Source organism: Pelosinus sp. IPA-1 (assembly GCF_030269905.1).
GTDB lineage: Bacteria > Bacillota > Negativicutes > DSM-13327 > DSM-13327 > Pelosinus.
In genome coordinates this window covers 301291-317067 of the sequence record NZ_BSVC01000001.1, presented here as the reverse complement: position 1 = coordinate 317067, position 15777 = coordinate 301291, and the positions used below count along the sequence as shown (strand labels likewise).

The following is a 15777-nucleotide window of genomic DNA, read 5'->3' as shown; positions in this document are numbered from 1 at the left end:
TTTATTTACTAATTATATTATATAAGAATAGAGTAAGACCTTGTCAAGTTCTACTTTTTTTTGCCTTTGCTTTTGCCTTGGAACTGCTGATTGGACTTCTCAGTATCCTTTGGTTTACGTCGGCTTCTGATATTAGCCCCACTGTGACCGACTGGCTTTTTTTTCTCTGGTTTTCCTAGGATAAATGGATTTTCCTTCTTTTCTACTCGTACTTTTGTTTTTTCTTCTCCCTTTTCTTGGAAAACTCTTCTCTTATCTTTACTAATTACTCTTTGACCACTTACTTTATGTTTCTCAATGGATGCACTGATCCCTTGTTCAATGAGGCGCACATAAGGCTGCTCATGAGGATCGATAAGAGTAATTGCCATACCAGTTTGTCCTGCACGTCCTGTTCGTCCAATACGATGAATGTAGCTATCAACATCATGTGGAATATCATAATTAAATACATGAGTAATTCCTTCTACATCCAATCCTCTAGCCGCAATATCCGTTGCTACTAAGATCTGAATTTTCGCCTCACGAAAACGTCTCATAACCTGCTCACGCTTTGCCTGAGACAAATCTCCATGAAGTTCATCTGTATCATACCCTTTCTGCGAAAGGGCCATATTCACGGCCGTGGCACGCTGCTTTGTATGACAAAAAACGATAGCCAAGTAAGGGCGATATTCGTCAATCATGGTACATAGCTTTGCCATCTTTTCCGGTTCTGGAACCTCTACCATGATCTGTTTGATTTCGTCTAATGTAATATTAGAGGTTTGTACCCGAATGTCAACGGGTTTTCGCATATAACGATCTGCAAGTCCACGAACCTTAGAGGGCATAGTTGCTGAAAAGAGCATCGTTTGTCGTTTGGGGGATGTCTGACGAACTAATTCCTCCACATCATCCAAAAATCCCATATGTAGCATTTGATCCGCTTCATCTAATACTAGCTTACTTACCCCTGAAAGATAAATAGTTTTGCGTCGTAAATGATCCATTAAGCGACCAGGAGTACCTATTACAATTTGAGCACCACTTTTTAATTTCTTGATTTGTCGATCTACATCTTGCCCACCATATACAGATAATACCTGAACTCCTAGCTTATCCGCCAATTTGGTTACTTCCTGCGTAATTTGAAGGGCTAATTCTCTCGTTGGAGTAATGATTAAAGCTTGTACGATGGGTTTATTCACTTCAATTTTTTCTAAAATTGGCAAAACAAATGCCAAAGTTTTTCCTGTACCTGTTTGAGATTGTCCGACAACATCCTTACCTGCCAGTAAAACCGGAATCGCCTGTATTTGTATATCTGTGGGTACGGTAATACCGTTTTGTGCCAATATAGCATTAATTTCGGGTCTAATACCTAGGGAACTAAAATCAGCCATTTAAAAACACCTCTTCTTCATCCTTCTGGATTATTCGTCATTATACCAGTTTGTACAACTATTTCATACCATATGCCTTATTATTGAGAAATCATTTGCCATATTTCCTGGAAATACTCTATAAAGATTACCTTCAAGAAAGAGAGTATTAGCATCATTTCGTCTAATACTCTCTTTGCATCAATGGCTAAAAAAGCCTAGCTGTATGAAAAACAATATTGCAAATACGTATAATATAGGGTGAACTGCACCTGCTTTTCCACGCAGTACCTTTAAAATAGGATATACAATAAATCCAATACCAATACCTGTAGCAATGCTATAAGTTAAAGGCATGGCAATCACAATTAAAAAAGCTGGAAAGGCTTCTTCTAAATCTCCCCAATCAATACTCCGTAATCCTTCCATCATGAAGAACCCGACAATAATCAAAGCAGGTGCCGTAACAGCTGGTATACTCGCCAACATTTTTGCTACAGGCGCAAAAAACAAGGTAACCAGCAACAAAATTGCCGTTACGACAGCCGTCAAACCGGTACGTCCCCCTACGGCAACACCCGAACTTGATTCAATGTAGGCAGAAGTTGGGCTCGTACCTAAAGCAGCTCCTACGGTGGTACCTACGGCATCGGCTAAGAGTGCTCCTCGTACACGAGGAAACTTCCCGTCCTTTAACAATCCAGCCTGCTCAGCTACTCCTAACATAGTACCCGTCGTATCAAACAAGGTGATCAGTAAGAATGTAAATACCACTGCATAGAGCCCTTGCTCAAATACGCCCGCCACATTCATTTGCCACGCAGTATTTACAATACCATGGGGCACCATAAACAAACTATCTGGCAATACTAACATACCTCGAAAATAGGCAATAGCAGAAGTAATCAGCATACCAACAAATATGGCACCTTTGACACGGTAAACCATTAAGATTAGGGCAATGACAAGACCAACGATTGACATAAAGGTAATTGGTTCACCTAAATTACCTAATGTTACTAAGGTTGCCGGGGAGGCAACCACAATCTTCGCATTCTGTAGCCCAATAAAAGAGATAAATAAACCAATACCTGCAGTAATTGCATGTTTTAAGCTTGTAGGAATGGAATCAATGAGAACATAACGAAATTTGGTTAAGGAAAGCAATAGGAATATAATTCCTGTTATAAATACGGCTCCTAGTGCTACCTGCCAAGAATGTCCGCTTGCTAATACAACACTATAGGAAAAGTATGCATTCATCCCCATGCCTGGTGCTATCGCAATGGGATAATTAGCAAATATCCCCATAATCAAAGTTGCTAAAGCACTTGCTAAAATGGTCGCCATAAATACACCGTCAAAATCCATGCCAGCAATATGTAAAACAGCAGGATTTACGATGACAATATACACCATTGTTAAAAAAGTAGTGATACCAGCAATGATTTCAGTCGATATCGTAGTTCCCCGCTCTTCTAGTCGAAACCATGAACTCAATTAGAACACCTCTATTCTTTTTTCTCATTATGTATTTTGGCCAAAAGGCCGAAATTTATTTTATCATATATCACTAAGTATGTATATACTAAAAAACCACCTAAACATTTCTGTTTAGATGGTTCTCTTAGCAATCTATTTATCCGATGACTAAACTGCTCTAAGACTCCTATCTTCATCTCGTTAACAGTCTGTAATTCCCTGCCCTTTATGGTCAGGGAAACAGGCTGTAAACTCGAAATAAGTTCGCTCTAAGGGTCTCCGGCCCCAAGGATCACTTATATAAGTGGGAGTTAAGAGCGGCTAAGTCCCTGGATAAGAAGGGCTAAGATTCAGATGGAGTTAAAACTCCATCTGAATCTTAGTCTTCTTTATTTTTTCTCTTTATGTAAGATACCACCCGTAGCTTGGTTGGTAGGTGTAACTGTTACTTCACAAATTTGAACATGAGCTGGTGCACTGGCTGCATATACAACAATGTCTGCTATATCCTCTGCAACAAGAGGCTTAATCCCATCATATACATTGTCAGCTTTTCCTTTGTCGCCGTGGAACCTAATTACACTGAAGTTGGTTTCAACCATACCCGGCTGAATATTAGTGACTCTGATCGGTGTATCTACCACATCCATTCTAAGTCCATCACTTAAAAATTTGACTGCTGATTTTGTAGCACAATAGACTGCACCACCTGGATAAGCATGAATGCCAGCAATGGAACCGATATTAATGACATGCCCATTCACTTTATTTTCTAACATTTGAGGAACAATCTTTCTCGTCAGATACAATAACCCCTTAACATTAGTGTCAATCATAGCTTCCCAATCTTCTACATCGCCTTGGTGAAGTTTTTCTAAACCGCGGGCCAAACCTGCATTATTGACTAGAATATCTATTTTTTCCCATTCGGAAGGCAATGTATCCACTATCTCGTTTACTGCGTTTTTATCTTGGACGTCAAGCTTTAGCGCTAATGCATCTGTTTGGTACTTAGCCTTTAAAACATCGGCTATTTCTTGTACCTTCTCAACACTTCTTGCACACAGGATTACTTTTGCCCCTGCCTGTGCAAACAATTCAGCGCAAGCCCTACCAATTCCACTACTGGCGCCGCTAATGAATACAATTTTATTCTGCAATGTCTTCATATCCTATAGCCTCCTATTTCATTTACATGAACCATTTTTCATTAATGAATCTATCTATTCTCTTTCTACATTCCCCAATCTTTCCCTGCTGATATCCATGAAAGTAACAAAACAAACATTGACTATTGCTAAAAAGTCAATGTTTGATCTTATTTACATTTTTGCAATAATAATTAGTAATACAAAAATGCCTGCAGCTACACCTGCATATAATTTCCAGCTACTCTCTTGCTTTACCCTTTTTTTCACTGCTAAAAATAAAAAAAACGGTACACCTATCATTAATAGAAGAGTAATAATATCAGACAAAACCCATCCTCCTGCATCAAGAAATTTATGATTAGTTACTCTTCACGATATCTATCTATTTTTCCTGCTTTTATTTGATCATTGCGAGAAAATCCCTACCGAATTTTTTACAATTTTCAATAGCCTGCTCGTCTGGGTTCCATAGTTCACGCAATCCGTCATTGACTAAGGTAAAACCACTGCTTTGCAGTAAACTAGATAAAACCTTAGTCCCTTCCCCACTCCATCCGTAAGCACCAAAAGCAGCAGCTTTCTTGTTTTTAAAATCCAAACCTTTTATTTCTTCCATAATCCCTGCAATAGAGGACAATACTCCTTTGTAAACTGTGGGAGAACCCAGAATAATTGCTTTTGATTTAAACACTTCGCTAATAATATCATTTTTATCCGCTTTTGCACTATTAAATAACTTTACAACTACTTTATCATCTACTGATTGTATTCCTTTGGCAACTTCCTCGGCCATGCGACGAGTGCCATTCCACATAGTATCATATATGATGGTAATTTGATTTTCTTGGTAATCTAGGGCCCACTTAGCATATTGAGTAACAATTTGTAATGGGTTATCGCGCCAAATAACGCCATGACTAGAACAAATCATATCAACTGGTAAATTCAGGCCTACAACTTCCTTGATCTTTTTATCAACAAATTTACTTAGAGGAGTCAAGATATTAGCATAATATTTTGTGCATTCCTGGTACAATTCTCCTTGGTCCACAAGATCATTGTACATGAGCGCTGATGCATAATGCTGACCGAAGGCATCGCTGCTGAACAAGATATTATCACTTGTCATATAGGCAAACATGGTATCGGGCCAGTGTAGCATTGGTGCTTCTACAAAGATGAGTTCTTTTGAACCTAAATTCAACTTATCCCCAGTCTTAACTATTTTAAAATTCCAATCCTGATGATATTGTCCCTTTAAGGATTTCACCGCATTGGCTGTGCAGTAAATAGGTACATTAGGAATTTTTTTCATTAGTTCAGGTAAGGCTCCACTATGATCAACTTCACCATGAGTAATGACAAGAGCATCAATTTTTGTTAACGGAATTTCGCGTTCTAAGTTCTGAATAAATTCGTGGGCAAAGGGCATCCAAACTGTATCTAGTAACACTGTCTTCTCGTCCTGAATCAAATAAGAATTATAAGATGTCCCTTTGTGAGTCGAATATTCTTCGCCATGGAATGTCCGTAATTCCCAGTCAATTTTCCCTACCCATGTAAGACCGTCTCTAATTTTAAAGCTCATCTTTATTCCCCCACACTTTTATTTCATCTTTAGAAATTATTATCTCTCACGCTACTCTCTCTTATTTAGATCCTTAAATTCTACCTTGCAAACGGGGATGAAGGATATTATTTTCCAAATGAATGTGTTGAAAAATATCCGACTCCATTTCCTCTAATTTTTGATATGCAAGTTGATAGGTTGTACAAGTATTCGCGGGCAACTCATATTGATTAGTAATGTTACGCAGTTCTTTTATAATATCTCCTGCTTGCTCATGCTCTTCTTCAATATCATTGGTCACCTGTTTAATTTTATCAAGTAACTGATCGGATGGATTCTTTTCATATTGTTTTATAAGAGGAAACAGTATCTCCTCTTCTTTTATCAGATGTTGCTCTAATTCCATTTTTAATGTATGGAATAATTTATGTACCCTCGTTAATTCACTATGATTTTGACCATGAACACGTAAGATTTTTGTTACAAATTCACTGATTTGTGGTAGTTCTTTTTGTAAGTACAGATGATGTGTATTGACAATGTGATCTACAAGAGTAGTAAAGGACTCCTTACGCCAATCGACTTCGTCACTTTTCTTACTTTGATTTACTGTTTTACTATAGGCTTGGTTTAATTGTTCTAATACAGTATTCTCATCAAGCCCTAATTCTTGTACTGCTACTTTTAGCGTTTTGTCGCCGCCGCAACAAAAATCGATTCTGTATCCTTTAAAAATTTCAGCCGCTTGAGGGAATTCTGCAACAATAGCACCCACAGCCTGACTAGATGTAAATTTCTTTTCCATAATTCCTTACCTCCAAAATAATCTATTTAACTACAGTATCTCCCACAACTTTGATTTAATCATACTATCTATGCCGATTAAAAGAAGTGATATAAATCAATTTTCTATAATTAACTTTATGCCTTAAACAAGTTATAATAGAGAAAAGAATATAGATAATAATTGAGGTATTCATATGCATAATTGCACAGACCAAATAGAACACATTTGCGCTAGTATCGTACCTATCTTTAAGATGCTGCACATCAATGAATTGCAAAAAATTAATATGCTAATTAGAAAGAAAAATTATCATAAGGGCACAGTACTCTTTAATAAAGGAGACATCGCCAAACATCTTTACATTGTGCGTTATGGACGGGTAAAGGTCTATGAAATGTCAGAGGATGGTCGCCAACAAATTGTGCGCCTACTAGAACCTGGAGACTTCTTCGGAGAGCTAGCATTATTGATGGATGAACAGCACTATCTTCTTAATGCAGAGACATTGGAAGATACAGGGATTTGTCTACTTTCCCGAGATGACTTGAAAAACATTATGAGGGAAAACTCAGAAATTTCCGCAGGTGTGATGCATGCTCTAACAGAAAGACTTGCCTACGCTGAGAAATTCATTAGTAATCTTTCATTACAAACCATTGAACAACGATTAATTACGTGGCTGCGCATTATGGGAGAAAAAGAGGGAGTCATTACACCTCAAGGCACCCGACTCACCATTAATTTGCCAAGACATGAGCTAGCCAGCCTATTCGGCACTACACGCGAGACCTTAAGCCGTAAAATTTCAAAACTACAGGCAGAAGGATTTATAAAAATCAGTAGTCCGAAACAAATACTACTTCTCGATAAACTTAGGCATTACTCACTTTAAGAAAAAACAGCTAGCTGGCCTACACAGGCCGAACTAGCTGTTTTTTCTTTCCTATTAGTGATTTAAGATTCCAATTTGAATAAAGAATAAGACCATAAATAAATATAAAATCGGATGAACCTCTCGCCCTTTACCCCTCATTAATTTTAGTAATGGGTAGACGATAAATCCAATGCCAATACCTGTCGCAATGCTATAGGTAAGTGGCATCGCAGCTACGACTAAGAATGCCGGAAAGGCTTCCTCAATGTTTTGCCAATCAATATCACGCAAGCCATTCATCATAAAAAAGCCAACGATAATCAAGGCAGGTGCTGTTACTGAAGGAATACTTGATAACATCTTCGCAATCGGGGAAAAAAACAAAGTAATTAAAAACAGAATAGCTACTGTAACAGCCGTTAATCCACTACGTCCCCCTGCTGCTACACCTGCGCTAGACTCTATACAAGTAGCCGTTGGACTAGTCCCCAAGAGGGCTCCAGCAACCGTACCTGTTGCATCGGCTAAGAAAGCACCTTTTGCATTTGGGAATTTACCATTTACTAATAATCTGGCTTGCTCTGCCATCCCCAGCAAGGTACCTGTCGTATCAAATAAAGTAATCAAAAAGAAGGTAAAAATAACAGAATATAAACCTGAATCTAGGACACCTTGTATATCTAGTTTTAGTAAAGTATGCTCTAGTCCATTAGGCATAACAATAAACTGAGACGGTAAAGACATAAATCCCATAGCGTAAGCGACCACTGCAGTTACCAGCATACCAATAAATAGAGCAGCCTTTACCCGGTAAGTTAGCAAGACAAGAGACACAACAAGTCCAATAATCGTTAATAATGGTATTGGTTCTGAAAGCTTACCTAGCGTTACTAAAGTGGCAGGAGAATCCACTACAATTTTGGCACTCTGAAGCCCAATAAAGCACACAAAAAAACCAATTCCCGCTGTGATAGCATGCTTCAAACTAGCAGGAATGGCATCAATTAGTATGGAGCGAAATTCAGTAAGAGACACTAACAAAAACATGATACCCGATATAAAAACAGCTCCTAACGCCACTTCCCAGGAAAATCCTCCACCTTTTACTACACTAAAAGCAAAATACGCATTTAAGCCCAATCCTGGTCCGATAACAATAGGATAATTTGCAAATAAACCCATAATTAGGGTACCAATTACACTGCTCAAAATGACTGCCATAAAAACTCCGTTAAAATCCATACCCGTCAAACTCAGCACGGAGGGGATAACAATTACAGAATAGGCTAATGTTAAAAATGTTGTTACACCTGCTAAAACCTCCGTTGATACACTCGTTCCTCTTTCCCCTAGCTTAAATAATGATTCCATATATCACACCTCTAATAATAAATAGTAAGCGACATTATAACACATATTATGGTATTATGTATACACAATACCTAGAATGAGATGGCCTGCCTTCAAAAGCTTATATGAATTTATCATTCTTATACTTTTTTGCGAATATTTCCATTATTTCAACTTAAATGGATTTCATCGGCAGGACATTTATATTTTTTGAAGAATGATTTACCACATTATGGGCAGGTTTGGTTATCCGATGACTAAACCGCTCTAAGACTCCCATCTTCATCTCGTTAACAGTCTGTAATTCCCTGCCCTTTATGGTCAGGGAAACAGGCTGTAAACTCGAAATAAGTTCGCTCTAAGGGTCTCCGGCCCCAAGGATCACTTATATAAGTGGGAGTTAAGAGCGGCTAAGTCCCTGGATAAGAAGGGCTAAGATTCAGATGAAGTTTTAACTCCATCTGAATCAAGTCTTCTTTAACTGACCGCCTTTGGTATTTCATATTATTACACTTTTTTGTTTATAGGATCAGATACATAGCATTTGCTTCACTGATAATATGACATATATAATTTGAACACAGGAGGCTAATATGAAATTGATTGGAAAAGCACTAATTGCCCAAGGGGGAGGCCCGACTGCCGTTATTAATCAAAGTATGGCAGGAGTGGTTGCAGAAGCACGAAAATATAGTCAAATCACGAACATCTATGGTGCCTTACGAGGGGTCGAAGGCATTTTGAATGAGGACTTTATTGATTTAAGCCAAGAAACATCCTGTAATCTTGAGCAAGTGGCACAAAGCCCATCATCAGCCCTGTTTTCTACTCGCGTTAAACCTGATGAAAACTATTGTAAAGAAATTTTCAAAGTATTAAAAGCCCACGATATCCGTTACTTCTTCTACATTGGCGGCAATGATTCTGCTGACACGGTACATATTGTGAGTGAACAAGCTAAGCTGGATAATTATGAATTTCGTGCCATTCATATACCAAAAACCATTGACAATGACTTATTGATTAATGACCATACACCTGGCTATAGCTCTGCCGCACGTTTTGTAATGCAGGCATTTTCGGGGATTAACCTTGATATGAGAGCATTGTCAGGAGTCTATATCGGTGTCGTCATGGGAAGGAATTCCGGTTTTTTAACTGCAGCAGCAGCGGCGGCACAAAAATTTCCTGATGATGGTCCTCATCTTATCTACTTACCAGAACGTCCATTTAACATTGATAACTTCGCTGCTGATGTACAGAAAGTATATTTACAGTATGGTTATTGTGTTGTAGCAGTATCAGAAGGTATCAAAGACTCTTCTGACCGCCCTATTATTTTAAGTTTACTAAAAGATGTAGAAAAAGACGCCCATGGCAATGTAACCATGTCGGGAACAGGAGCCTTAGGCGATTTACTTACCCAAGCTGTGAAAGAAAAACTAGGAATTTCTAGAGTTCGTAGCGATACTTTCGGTTATATTCAGCGCTGTTTCCTCGGCTGTGCTTCCGACGTGGATCAACGGGAAGCCCGAGAAGTCGGCGAAAAAGCCGTGCAATTTGCCCTCGCTACTAACTGCGATGGTTCCGTTACAATTCATCGTATAGGAGATTATGCAGTAGAATATAAAATGACACCGCTGGCCGATTTAGCAGGTAAAACAAAGCACATGCCTGATAATTTCATCAATGCTGCTGGCAATCATGTAACAAATGCTTTCAAAGATTATCTTAGACCGCTGCTTGGTTCTAATCTTCCCTCAGCAACTAGACTAAGAGCTCCCAAAGTTGCAAAAATATTAAAATAAAAAAATACTATTTAACATAAAGCAATAAACCTCCAGTTATCAATTGTAGATAATTGGAGGTTTATTGATACAATTCCTTATCTTCATGTTAGCAAACTTTTTCGGTTATGACTATATTGTAATTCTAGCTCCATAATCGACTGACTGATATCCTCCATATCCTTTGGTAAGTTATCAGCATGTTTTCTTACACTTTCAATAGCTTGCCATATCTTTTCTATAAGGTCTATGCCCTTTTGAAGACCATATAAATAGAAAGGTTTTTTAAAGATAAAATTCACAAAAAAGTTTTCCATTAGTATTTCTGGAGTGCAATGCTCTGTAGATTGTGTAATGGCTTCTTTCCCATCCATCAATTCATAATTAGTATAGATAATGGAATTCAATTTTTGTCCTAAGGTATCATCTTTTTTTAAGTCATCGATTTTCCAAATGGTCTCTTTCAGGAGCTGTATGCGCTCTCCTATGGTAATTTGTCTGCACTGTATAATATCAAGCAAATGATGTTCTATTTCAAAATAATAATGTAATGGATTATAAATAGATTGTTGTTCAGGAAATATATGAACTACATAATTATTGGGGAGTATTACCATAGGTGGTTCCTCTGAACGCAAGATCTTTATGGGCTCAATTCGACTGACAAGTTTAATAACTGCTGGGCAGCTGAAACTTAATGTTAATTCCATTCCTCTAGCTGTATTCATCGGATAGCGAGGGTAAGTCTGACAGACCGCATCAAGATGACTATGACCAGCCTCACCTTGAAGAAGGCAAAGATGATCTTCCGCTAAAAACCAACAACCACCACTGGTTTTTTTTGCAATGTAGGCATATTCACCTAGCTCCCCTTTCCCTGTAATGGGGATAAATGCCTTTGAAAATTCTTCTTCCCTGCCCCTCTCTTTAAATAATAAGGCATTGCGGCTATAACTCTCTTCATCCATTGTAACCTGCCAATCATTGCGGCAACATTGTCCACACATTTCACAAGAAAATTCTTTTATAATATCAAGATAAATATACATGTATTATCTCCATTCGATAACTTTTATTGATATATTGTTCCTTAATATTCTAATAAATCCCTGCCATTTTTTTAAATATATGCCTATTTCTAAATAGAAAATATATAATAGTGTTGATAGTGAATTTTACAATTTAGTGACAATCTCTTCTCATATTACTGCAGTTAAATGGATATTATTATGAAATAGATTTAGAAAATATTAAAACTATCAAAGAAATGTTCAATTTCATTATCGTCAACCATCATAAAATTGACATCTTAATTAATAATGCCGCGTCAAAGGGTATACACTTTTTGAATGGAAAACAAAAAGGTGTATTTTGAATGACAACTGAATGTCATTCGAAATACACCTCTAAAAAGCGTCTTATTTTATTTAATATTATTTAAAGATTCCGAAAGGCTTACCCGTTGGTAAAAATGGTTTGCCAAAGTGATGATTTAAGACAACGGCAGCTGAGCCGTAAAAAGATACTAAAGAAATAGCAAATTCAGTGTATCCAGCTACTGTATGAGCCCAGTGATTTACGCCAAAAGCATCTAAGGCTAGCATTGCCAACAATACATCAATGAGTACGAATATGGTAAATAATACCTTGTTTGTTTCCGTAGAGCCAATCGTCATAAATAATGAAAAAATCAAATATCCAATAAAACCAAAACCTAATTGTCCCATATCGATACCCGTCATGAGAGCCTGTCCAAAAACTCCTAATTTAATTAACCAGCAAGCTGCAACTGAAAACCAGAAGAAAGCATACCCAGCAAATGCAGTAGCACCAAAAATATTATTGTGTTTAAAATCGAGTGATGCCGCCATTAATTGAGCAAAAGCTCCCAAAAAAATGGCCCATGGAATCACAAAAGATAAACCTGTTGTAATGCCGAGTTTTTGAGTTGATGCTACGAAAGTAACCATTGCCAAACCAAATAATCCTAAGCTAGATGGGTCTGCTACTACGAGTTTTACATGTTGCGTGTCATTATTGTTCATAAAAGCCTCCTTTATTTTCTATAGCTAAGTTACCACAAAACTAAAATTCGTGTCAATATGTTAAAATATTATAAATTACGACAAAAAAAGAAGGTAATGATATTACCATTACCTTCTTTCCTTTTTTACGCTATTAAACTTCTTGATCTCCCACTAAATTCCGTACTTTATCTACCTTAAAGAAAACAAGATATAAGTCTTCTTTCCTTTCTGATTCATCTTGTTTACAATGGCGGCGGAGAGAAAAAAGCAATTCACTATTTTTTTCTTCCTTTACCTTAGTGAGATAGATACGTTTCCCTTCCATCCTACCCGCTTCCATAAATAAGAAGCAAGCACTAGGGTTAAGGATAATATTCTCATGAGTCTTGCGTGGTCTCATAATAAACGCGACCAAGCCATCCTCTAGACAATGGGGGCTTGCATATACAGCAGCATTCACTACCCCTTTATCATCAGCAGTAGATAAAATACCTGTACCTTTAACCGATGCAAAATATTCTTTTAATTCCATAATTATGACCTCCCACTCTTCAGCATCTATTTATACCTATATATTCCCTTTATTTTTACAGTTTCCTTCTTTTTTAAGAAAAATTATCCTTTATTAATGATTATATATTGTATACCTATTCGTATAATATAATAAATAAGGCAATACATGTCCTTCTTGAAAAGTTATTTGTATTTTCAGGAGGAATAGTGTATTATATTAACAGTACTAAGTGAACTGAAGGAGGATTGGGATGGCTTTAATTGTAAAAAAATTTGGCGGGAGTTCCGTTGCTACACCTGAAAAAATTATGGCAGTAGCCCAACGGGTATTACGGGAAAAAGGTCCTGAAGATAAAATGGTTGTAGTGGTATCAGCAATGGGAGATACTACTGATGATTTAATAACCTTAGCCAATACCTTAGTTGGACAACCTTATACATATGCTCGTGAAATGGACATGCTATTATCAACGGGCGAACAGGTAACCATTGCCTTACTGGCGATGACCTTCAATAAATTGGGGCATCCTGCAATTTCCCTTACTGGTTCGCAAGCCGGTATAAAAACCAATAACGCTTATACTAAAGGTAAAATTCTAAATGTCAATCCTAAGAGAGTTTTAGCCCAGCTTGATAAAGGTAATATTGTTGTTGTCGCTGGTTTTCAAGGCTCTAATGCAGAGGGGGACATTCTGACCTTAGGTCGGGGTGGTTCTGACACTTCAGCCGTAGCTTTAGCTGGAGCACTCAAGGCAGATGTATGTGAAATATTCACGGATGTAGATGGTATCTATTCTGCGGATCCTAGGGTTGTAAAAAATGCTCGCCGCATGAAAGAAATTACTTGTGATGAAATGCTCGAAATGGCTAGGCTAGGGGCAGTTGTCATGCAGCCTCGCTCAGTGGAAATGGGTAAACATTATGGTGTACCTATTCATGTACGTTCAACTTTCACCCAAGATTCAGGCACATTTATTAAGGAGGTATGTACAATGGAAGAAAAGGAATTTGTAATTAAAGGGGTCACTCACGATACGAATGTAGCTAAAATAGGATTATTAGGCGTTCCCAATCGACCTGGTATTGCTTTTAAAATTTTCTCAGCTTTAGCAACAGCCAATATTGATGTGGATATGATTGTACAGAGCATTCGTAATACTGATAAAAATATAATTGATATGTTATTTACCATAGCCTTGCCTGATCTTGCTCAAACTAAGAAAATCGTAGAAGAATTAGGAAAAGAAATGCAAGTCGCTGGAATTCTTCTAGATGATAATGTAGCCAAAGTATCTATAGTTGGTGCAGGCATGTTAGGAAGCCCTGGTATCGCCGCCAATATGTTTGGGGCTTTATCCGATGCTGAGGTAAACATCGAAGTTATTAGCACCTCGGAAATCAGTATTTCCTGCCTCATTCAAGCTAGCAGGGTAAAGGAAGCTGTAAATGCAATTCACGCCCGCTTCTTCCCTGAAGAGTAGTAAATAGAATAAATAAAACTAAGGCTCGCGCCAATCCTAGAGGGAAGGTGTGAGCCTTAGTTTTATTTATGTATTAAGTACGTATCCTTATCCATTTTCTAACGTAAAGGGAGCCTTTTTTTCAAATACTTTAATACAAGCTAATACTACTTCTTCATCATAGAGACTTCCACGATTTGAATTTATTTCAAGTATTGCTTGAACAATTCCTTGACTAGCCCTGTAAGGACGATGAGACGACATAGCTTCTACCACATCTGCGACTGCAATAATTTTCGCTGGCAGTAACATCTCCTCCCCTTTTAACCCCTTTGGATACCCTGTGCCGTTTACTCTTTCATGATGTTGGTAAACAATTTCCGCTATCGGCCAAGGAAATTCAATAGAACTTAGAATTAAGTAACCTGCCTCTGCATGTTCACGAATGATTCCAAATTCATGAGTACTTAATGCATTCGGTTTTGTTAATATTTCCGCAGGAACGGCAATCTTTCCAATATCATGCAACATTCCCGCAACCTGAACAGATTTAATTACTTCATCAGACATCTGCATTTCATGTGCGATTGCTACTGCAAGTTCAGATACGCGCCGCTGATGCCCAGCTGTATACATATCCCGAGTTTCAGTAACAGTTGCCATAGCACGAACAATTTGTTCTAATATATCATTTAATTTTTCCGTGCTCCTTTTTAGTTCCAACTCCATTTTTTTACGTTCTGTAATATCAGTTATCACCCCAACCAACCCAGCAATTTCATTGTTGGTATTGGTGTAGGTAGCTTTATCAAAGATAACATCGTGCTGAGTACCATCCGCATATTGTACACAACTTTCATAATTTTGAACACCAGGATGTAGGAATAATTCTTCATCCATTTTATAATATGTAGATGATAATTCATAAGAAGACAGTTCATGAACATTCTTACCAATTACTTGCGATTTTTCTTTACCAATATAGCTTTCAAAGGCACGATTACAACCTTGATAAATACCTTTACAATCTTTATAAAATATAGGATTGGGAATTGTATCAATTAACTTTTGCAGAAAATCAATATTTTCTTTTAGTACATGAAGTACCTTGTTACTCTTATTTTTATCAAGTAAGGACTTGCTTCTTCGCCAGCCTCTATATTTATCGAATACTCCTCCTGCAACCACTCTAGATTCCTCCTCATATTTTTACCATGTCATAGAAAAGATGCACTCATCAAAAAAAATCAAGTACACCTCCAACATCCATACCGTCAACGGTGCCTTTAAGTGAAATAAGCTTAACCATAAAAAATATATAAAAGTATGAATACGTAAGAGCAACGTTACAAAAGAATTTTTATCTATATGCTTAGCGATTTCAAAACAAAAAAGCCAGGCATATGCCTGGC

Annotated in this window: 14 protein-coding genes; 3 read left to right on the top strand and 11 right to left on the bottom strand. The window is 37.5% G+C overall.

What is annotated here, in order from left to right:
- Nucleotides 1–50: 50 nt before the first annotated feature.
- The 6 genes from QSJ81_RS01380 to ric all read right to left on the bottom strand — a co-directional run bounded on the left by QSJ81_RS01380 (nt 51) and on the right by ric (nt 6372).
- On the bottom strand, nt 51–1385 hold the full coding sequence (locus tag QSJ81_RS01380; RefSeq protein WP_285715621.1) for a DEAD/DEAH box helicase: 1335 nt from the start codon (nt 1383–1385) through the stop codon (nt 51–53).
- Between the two features lie 180 nt (nt 1386–1565).
- Complete coding sequence (locus tag QSJ81_RS01375; RefSeq protein WP_285715620.1) at nt 1566–2864, bottom strand: NCS2 family permease; 1299 nt, start codon at nt 2862–2864, stop codon at nt 1566–1568.
- Nucleotides 2865–3235: 371 nt separating this feature from the next.
- Nucleotides 3236–4015: an SDR family oxidoreductase gene (locus tag QSJ81_RS01370; RefSeq protein WP_285715619.1), complete on the bottom strand. Its 780-nt coding sequence runs from the start codon at nt 4013–4015 to the stop codon at nt 3236–3238.
- 153 nt (nt 4016–4168) lie between these two features.
- Entirely contained in the window at nt 4169–4324 is a 156-nt protein-coding gene (locus QSJ81_RS01365) for a hypothetical protein (RefSeq protein WP_285715618.1), read from the bottom strand.
- Nucleotides 4325–4394: 70 nt separating this feature from the next.
- A complete protein-coding gene (locus QSJ81_RS01360; RefSeq protein WP_285715617.1) occupies nt 4395–5585 on the bottom strand; it encodes an anaerobic nitric oxide reductase flavorubredoxin in 1191 nt (396 codons plus the stop codon).
- Nucleotides 5586–5658: 73 nt separating this feature from the next.
- Entirely contained in the window at nt 5659–6372 is a 714-nt protein-coding gene (ric, locus tag QSJ81_RS01355; protein WP_285715616.1) for an iron-sulfur cluster repair di-iron protein, read from the bottom strand.
- A gap of 175 nt (nt 6373–6547) precedes the next feature.
- On the opposite strand from ric, the gene QSJ81_RS01350 reads away from it, so the two are divergent.
- Entirely contained in the window at nt 6548–7246 is a 699-nt protein-coding gene (locus tag QSJ81_RS01350) for a Crp/Fnr family transcriptional regulator (RefSeq protein WP_285715615.1), read from the top strand.
- Nucleotides 7247–7300: 54 nt separating this feature from the next.
- Here QSJ81_RS01350 and QSJ81_RS01345 read toward each other — a convergent pair whose 3' ends face one another.
- Nucleotides 7301–8599 carry an NCS2 family permease gene (locus QSJ81_RS01345; protein WP_285715614.1) on the bottom strand — a complete coding sequence of 433 codons (1299 nt, stop codon included), beginning with the start codon at nt 8597–8599 and terminating at the stop codon, nt 7301–7303.
- A gap of 572 nt (nt 8600–9171) precedes the next feature.
- Between QSJ81_RS01345 and QSJ81_RS01340 the strand changes: the two genes are divergently transcribed.
- On the top strand, nt 9172–10386 hold the full coding sequence (locus QSJ81_RS01340; RefSeq protein WP_285715613.1) for a 6-phosphofructokinase: 1215 nt from the start codon (nt 9172–9174) through the stop codon (nt 10384–10386).
- An 83-nt stretch (nt 10387–10469) separates the two neighbouring features.
- Here QSJ81_RS01340 and fliB read toward each other — a convergent pair whose 3' ends face one another.
- The 3 genes from fliB to QSJ81_RS01325 form a co-directional block, all read right to left on the bottom strand.
- Nucleotides 10470–11414, bottom strand: coding sequence for a flagellin lysine-N-methylase (gene fliB / locus QSJ81_RS01335; RefSeq protein WP_285715612.1), 945 nt, complete (start codon nt 11412–11414; stop codon nt 10470–10472).
- 384 nt (nt 11415–11798) lie between these two features.
- The gene (locus tag QSJ81_RS01330) at nt 11799–12410 is read right to left on the bottom strand and encodes an acetate uptake transporter (protein ID WP_285715611.1); all 612 of its coding nucleotides are present in this window, start codon (nt 12408–12410) and stop codon (nt 11799–11801) included.
- A 133-nt stretch (nt 12411–12543) separates the two neighbouring features.
- Nucleotides 12544–12924 carry a pyridoxamine 5'-phosphate oxidase family protein gene (locus QSJ81_RS01325; RefSeq protein WP_285715610.1) on the bottom strand — a complete coding sequence of 127 codons (381 nt, stop codon included), beginning with the start codon at nt 12922–12924 and terminating at the stop codon, nt 12544–12546.
- 232 nt (nt 12925–13156) lie between these two features.
- Here QSJ81_RS01325 and QSJ81_RS01320 point away from each other — a divergent pair, with 232 nt between their 5' ends.
- Complete coding sequence (locus QSJ81_RS01320; RefSeq protein WP_285715609.1) at nt 13157–14386, top strand: aspartate kinase; 1230 nt, start codon at nt 13157–13159, stop codon at nt 14384–14386.
- Nucleotides 14387–14473: 87 nt separating this feature from the next.
- Here QSJ81_RS01320 and QSJ81_RS01315 read toward each other — a convergent pair whose 3' ends face one another.
- Entirely contained in the window at nt 14474–15553 is a 1080-nt protein-coding gene (locus QSJ81_RS01315) for an HD-GYP domain-containing protein (protein ID WP_285715608.1), read from the bottom strand.
- Nucleotides 15554–15777: the final 224 nt, after the last annotated feature.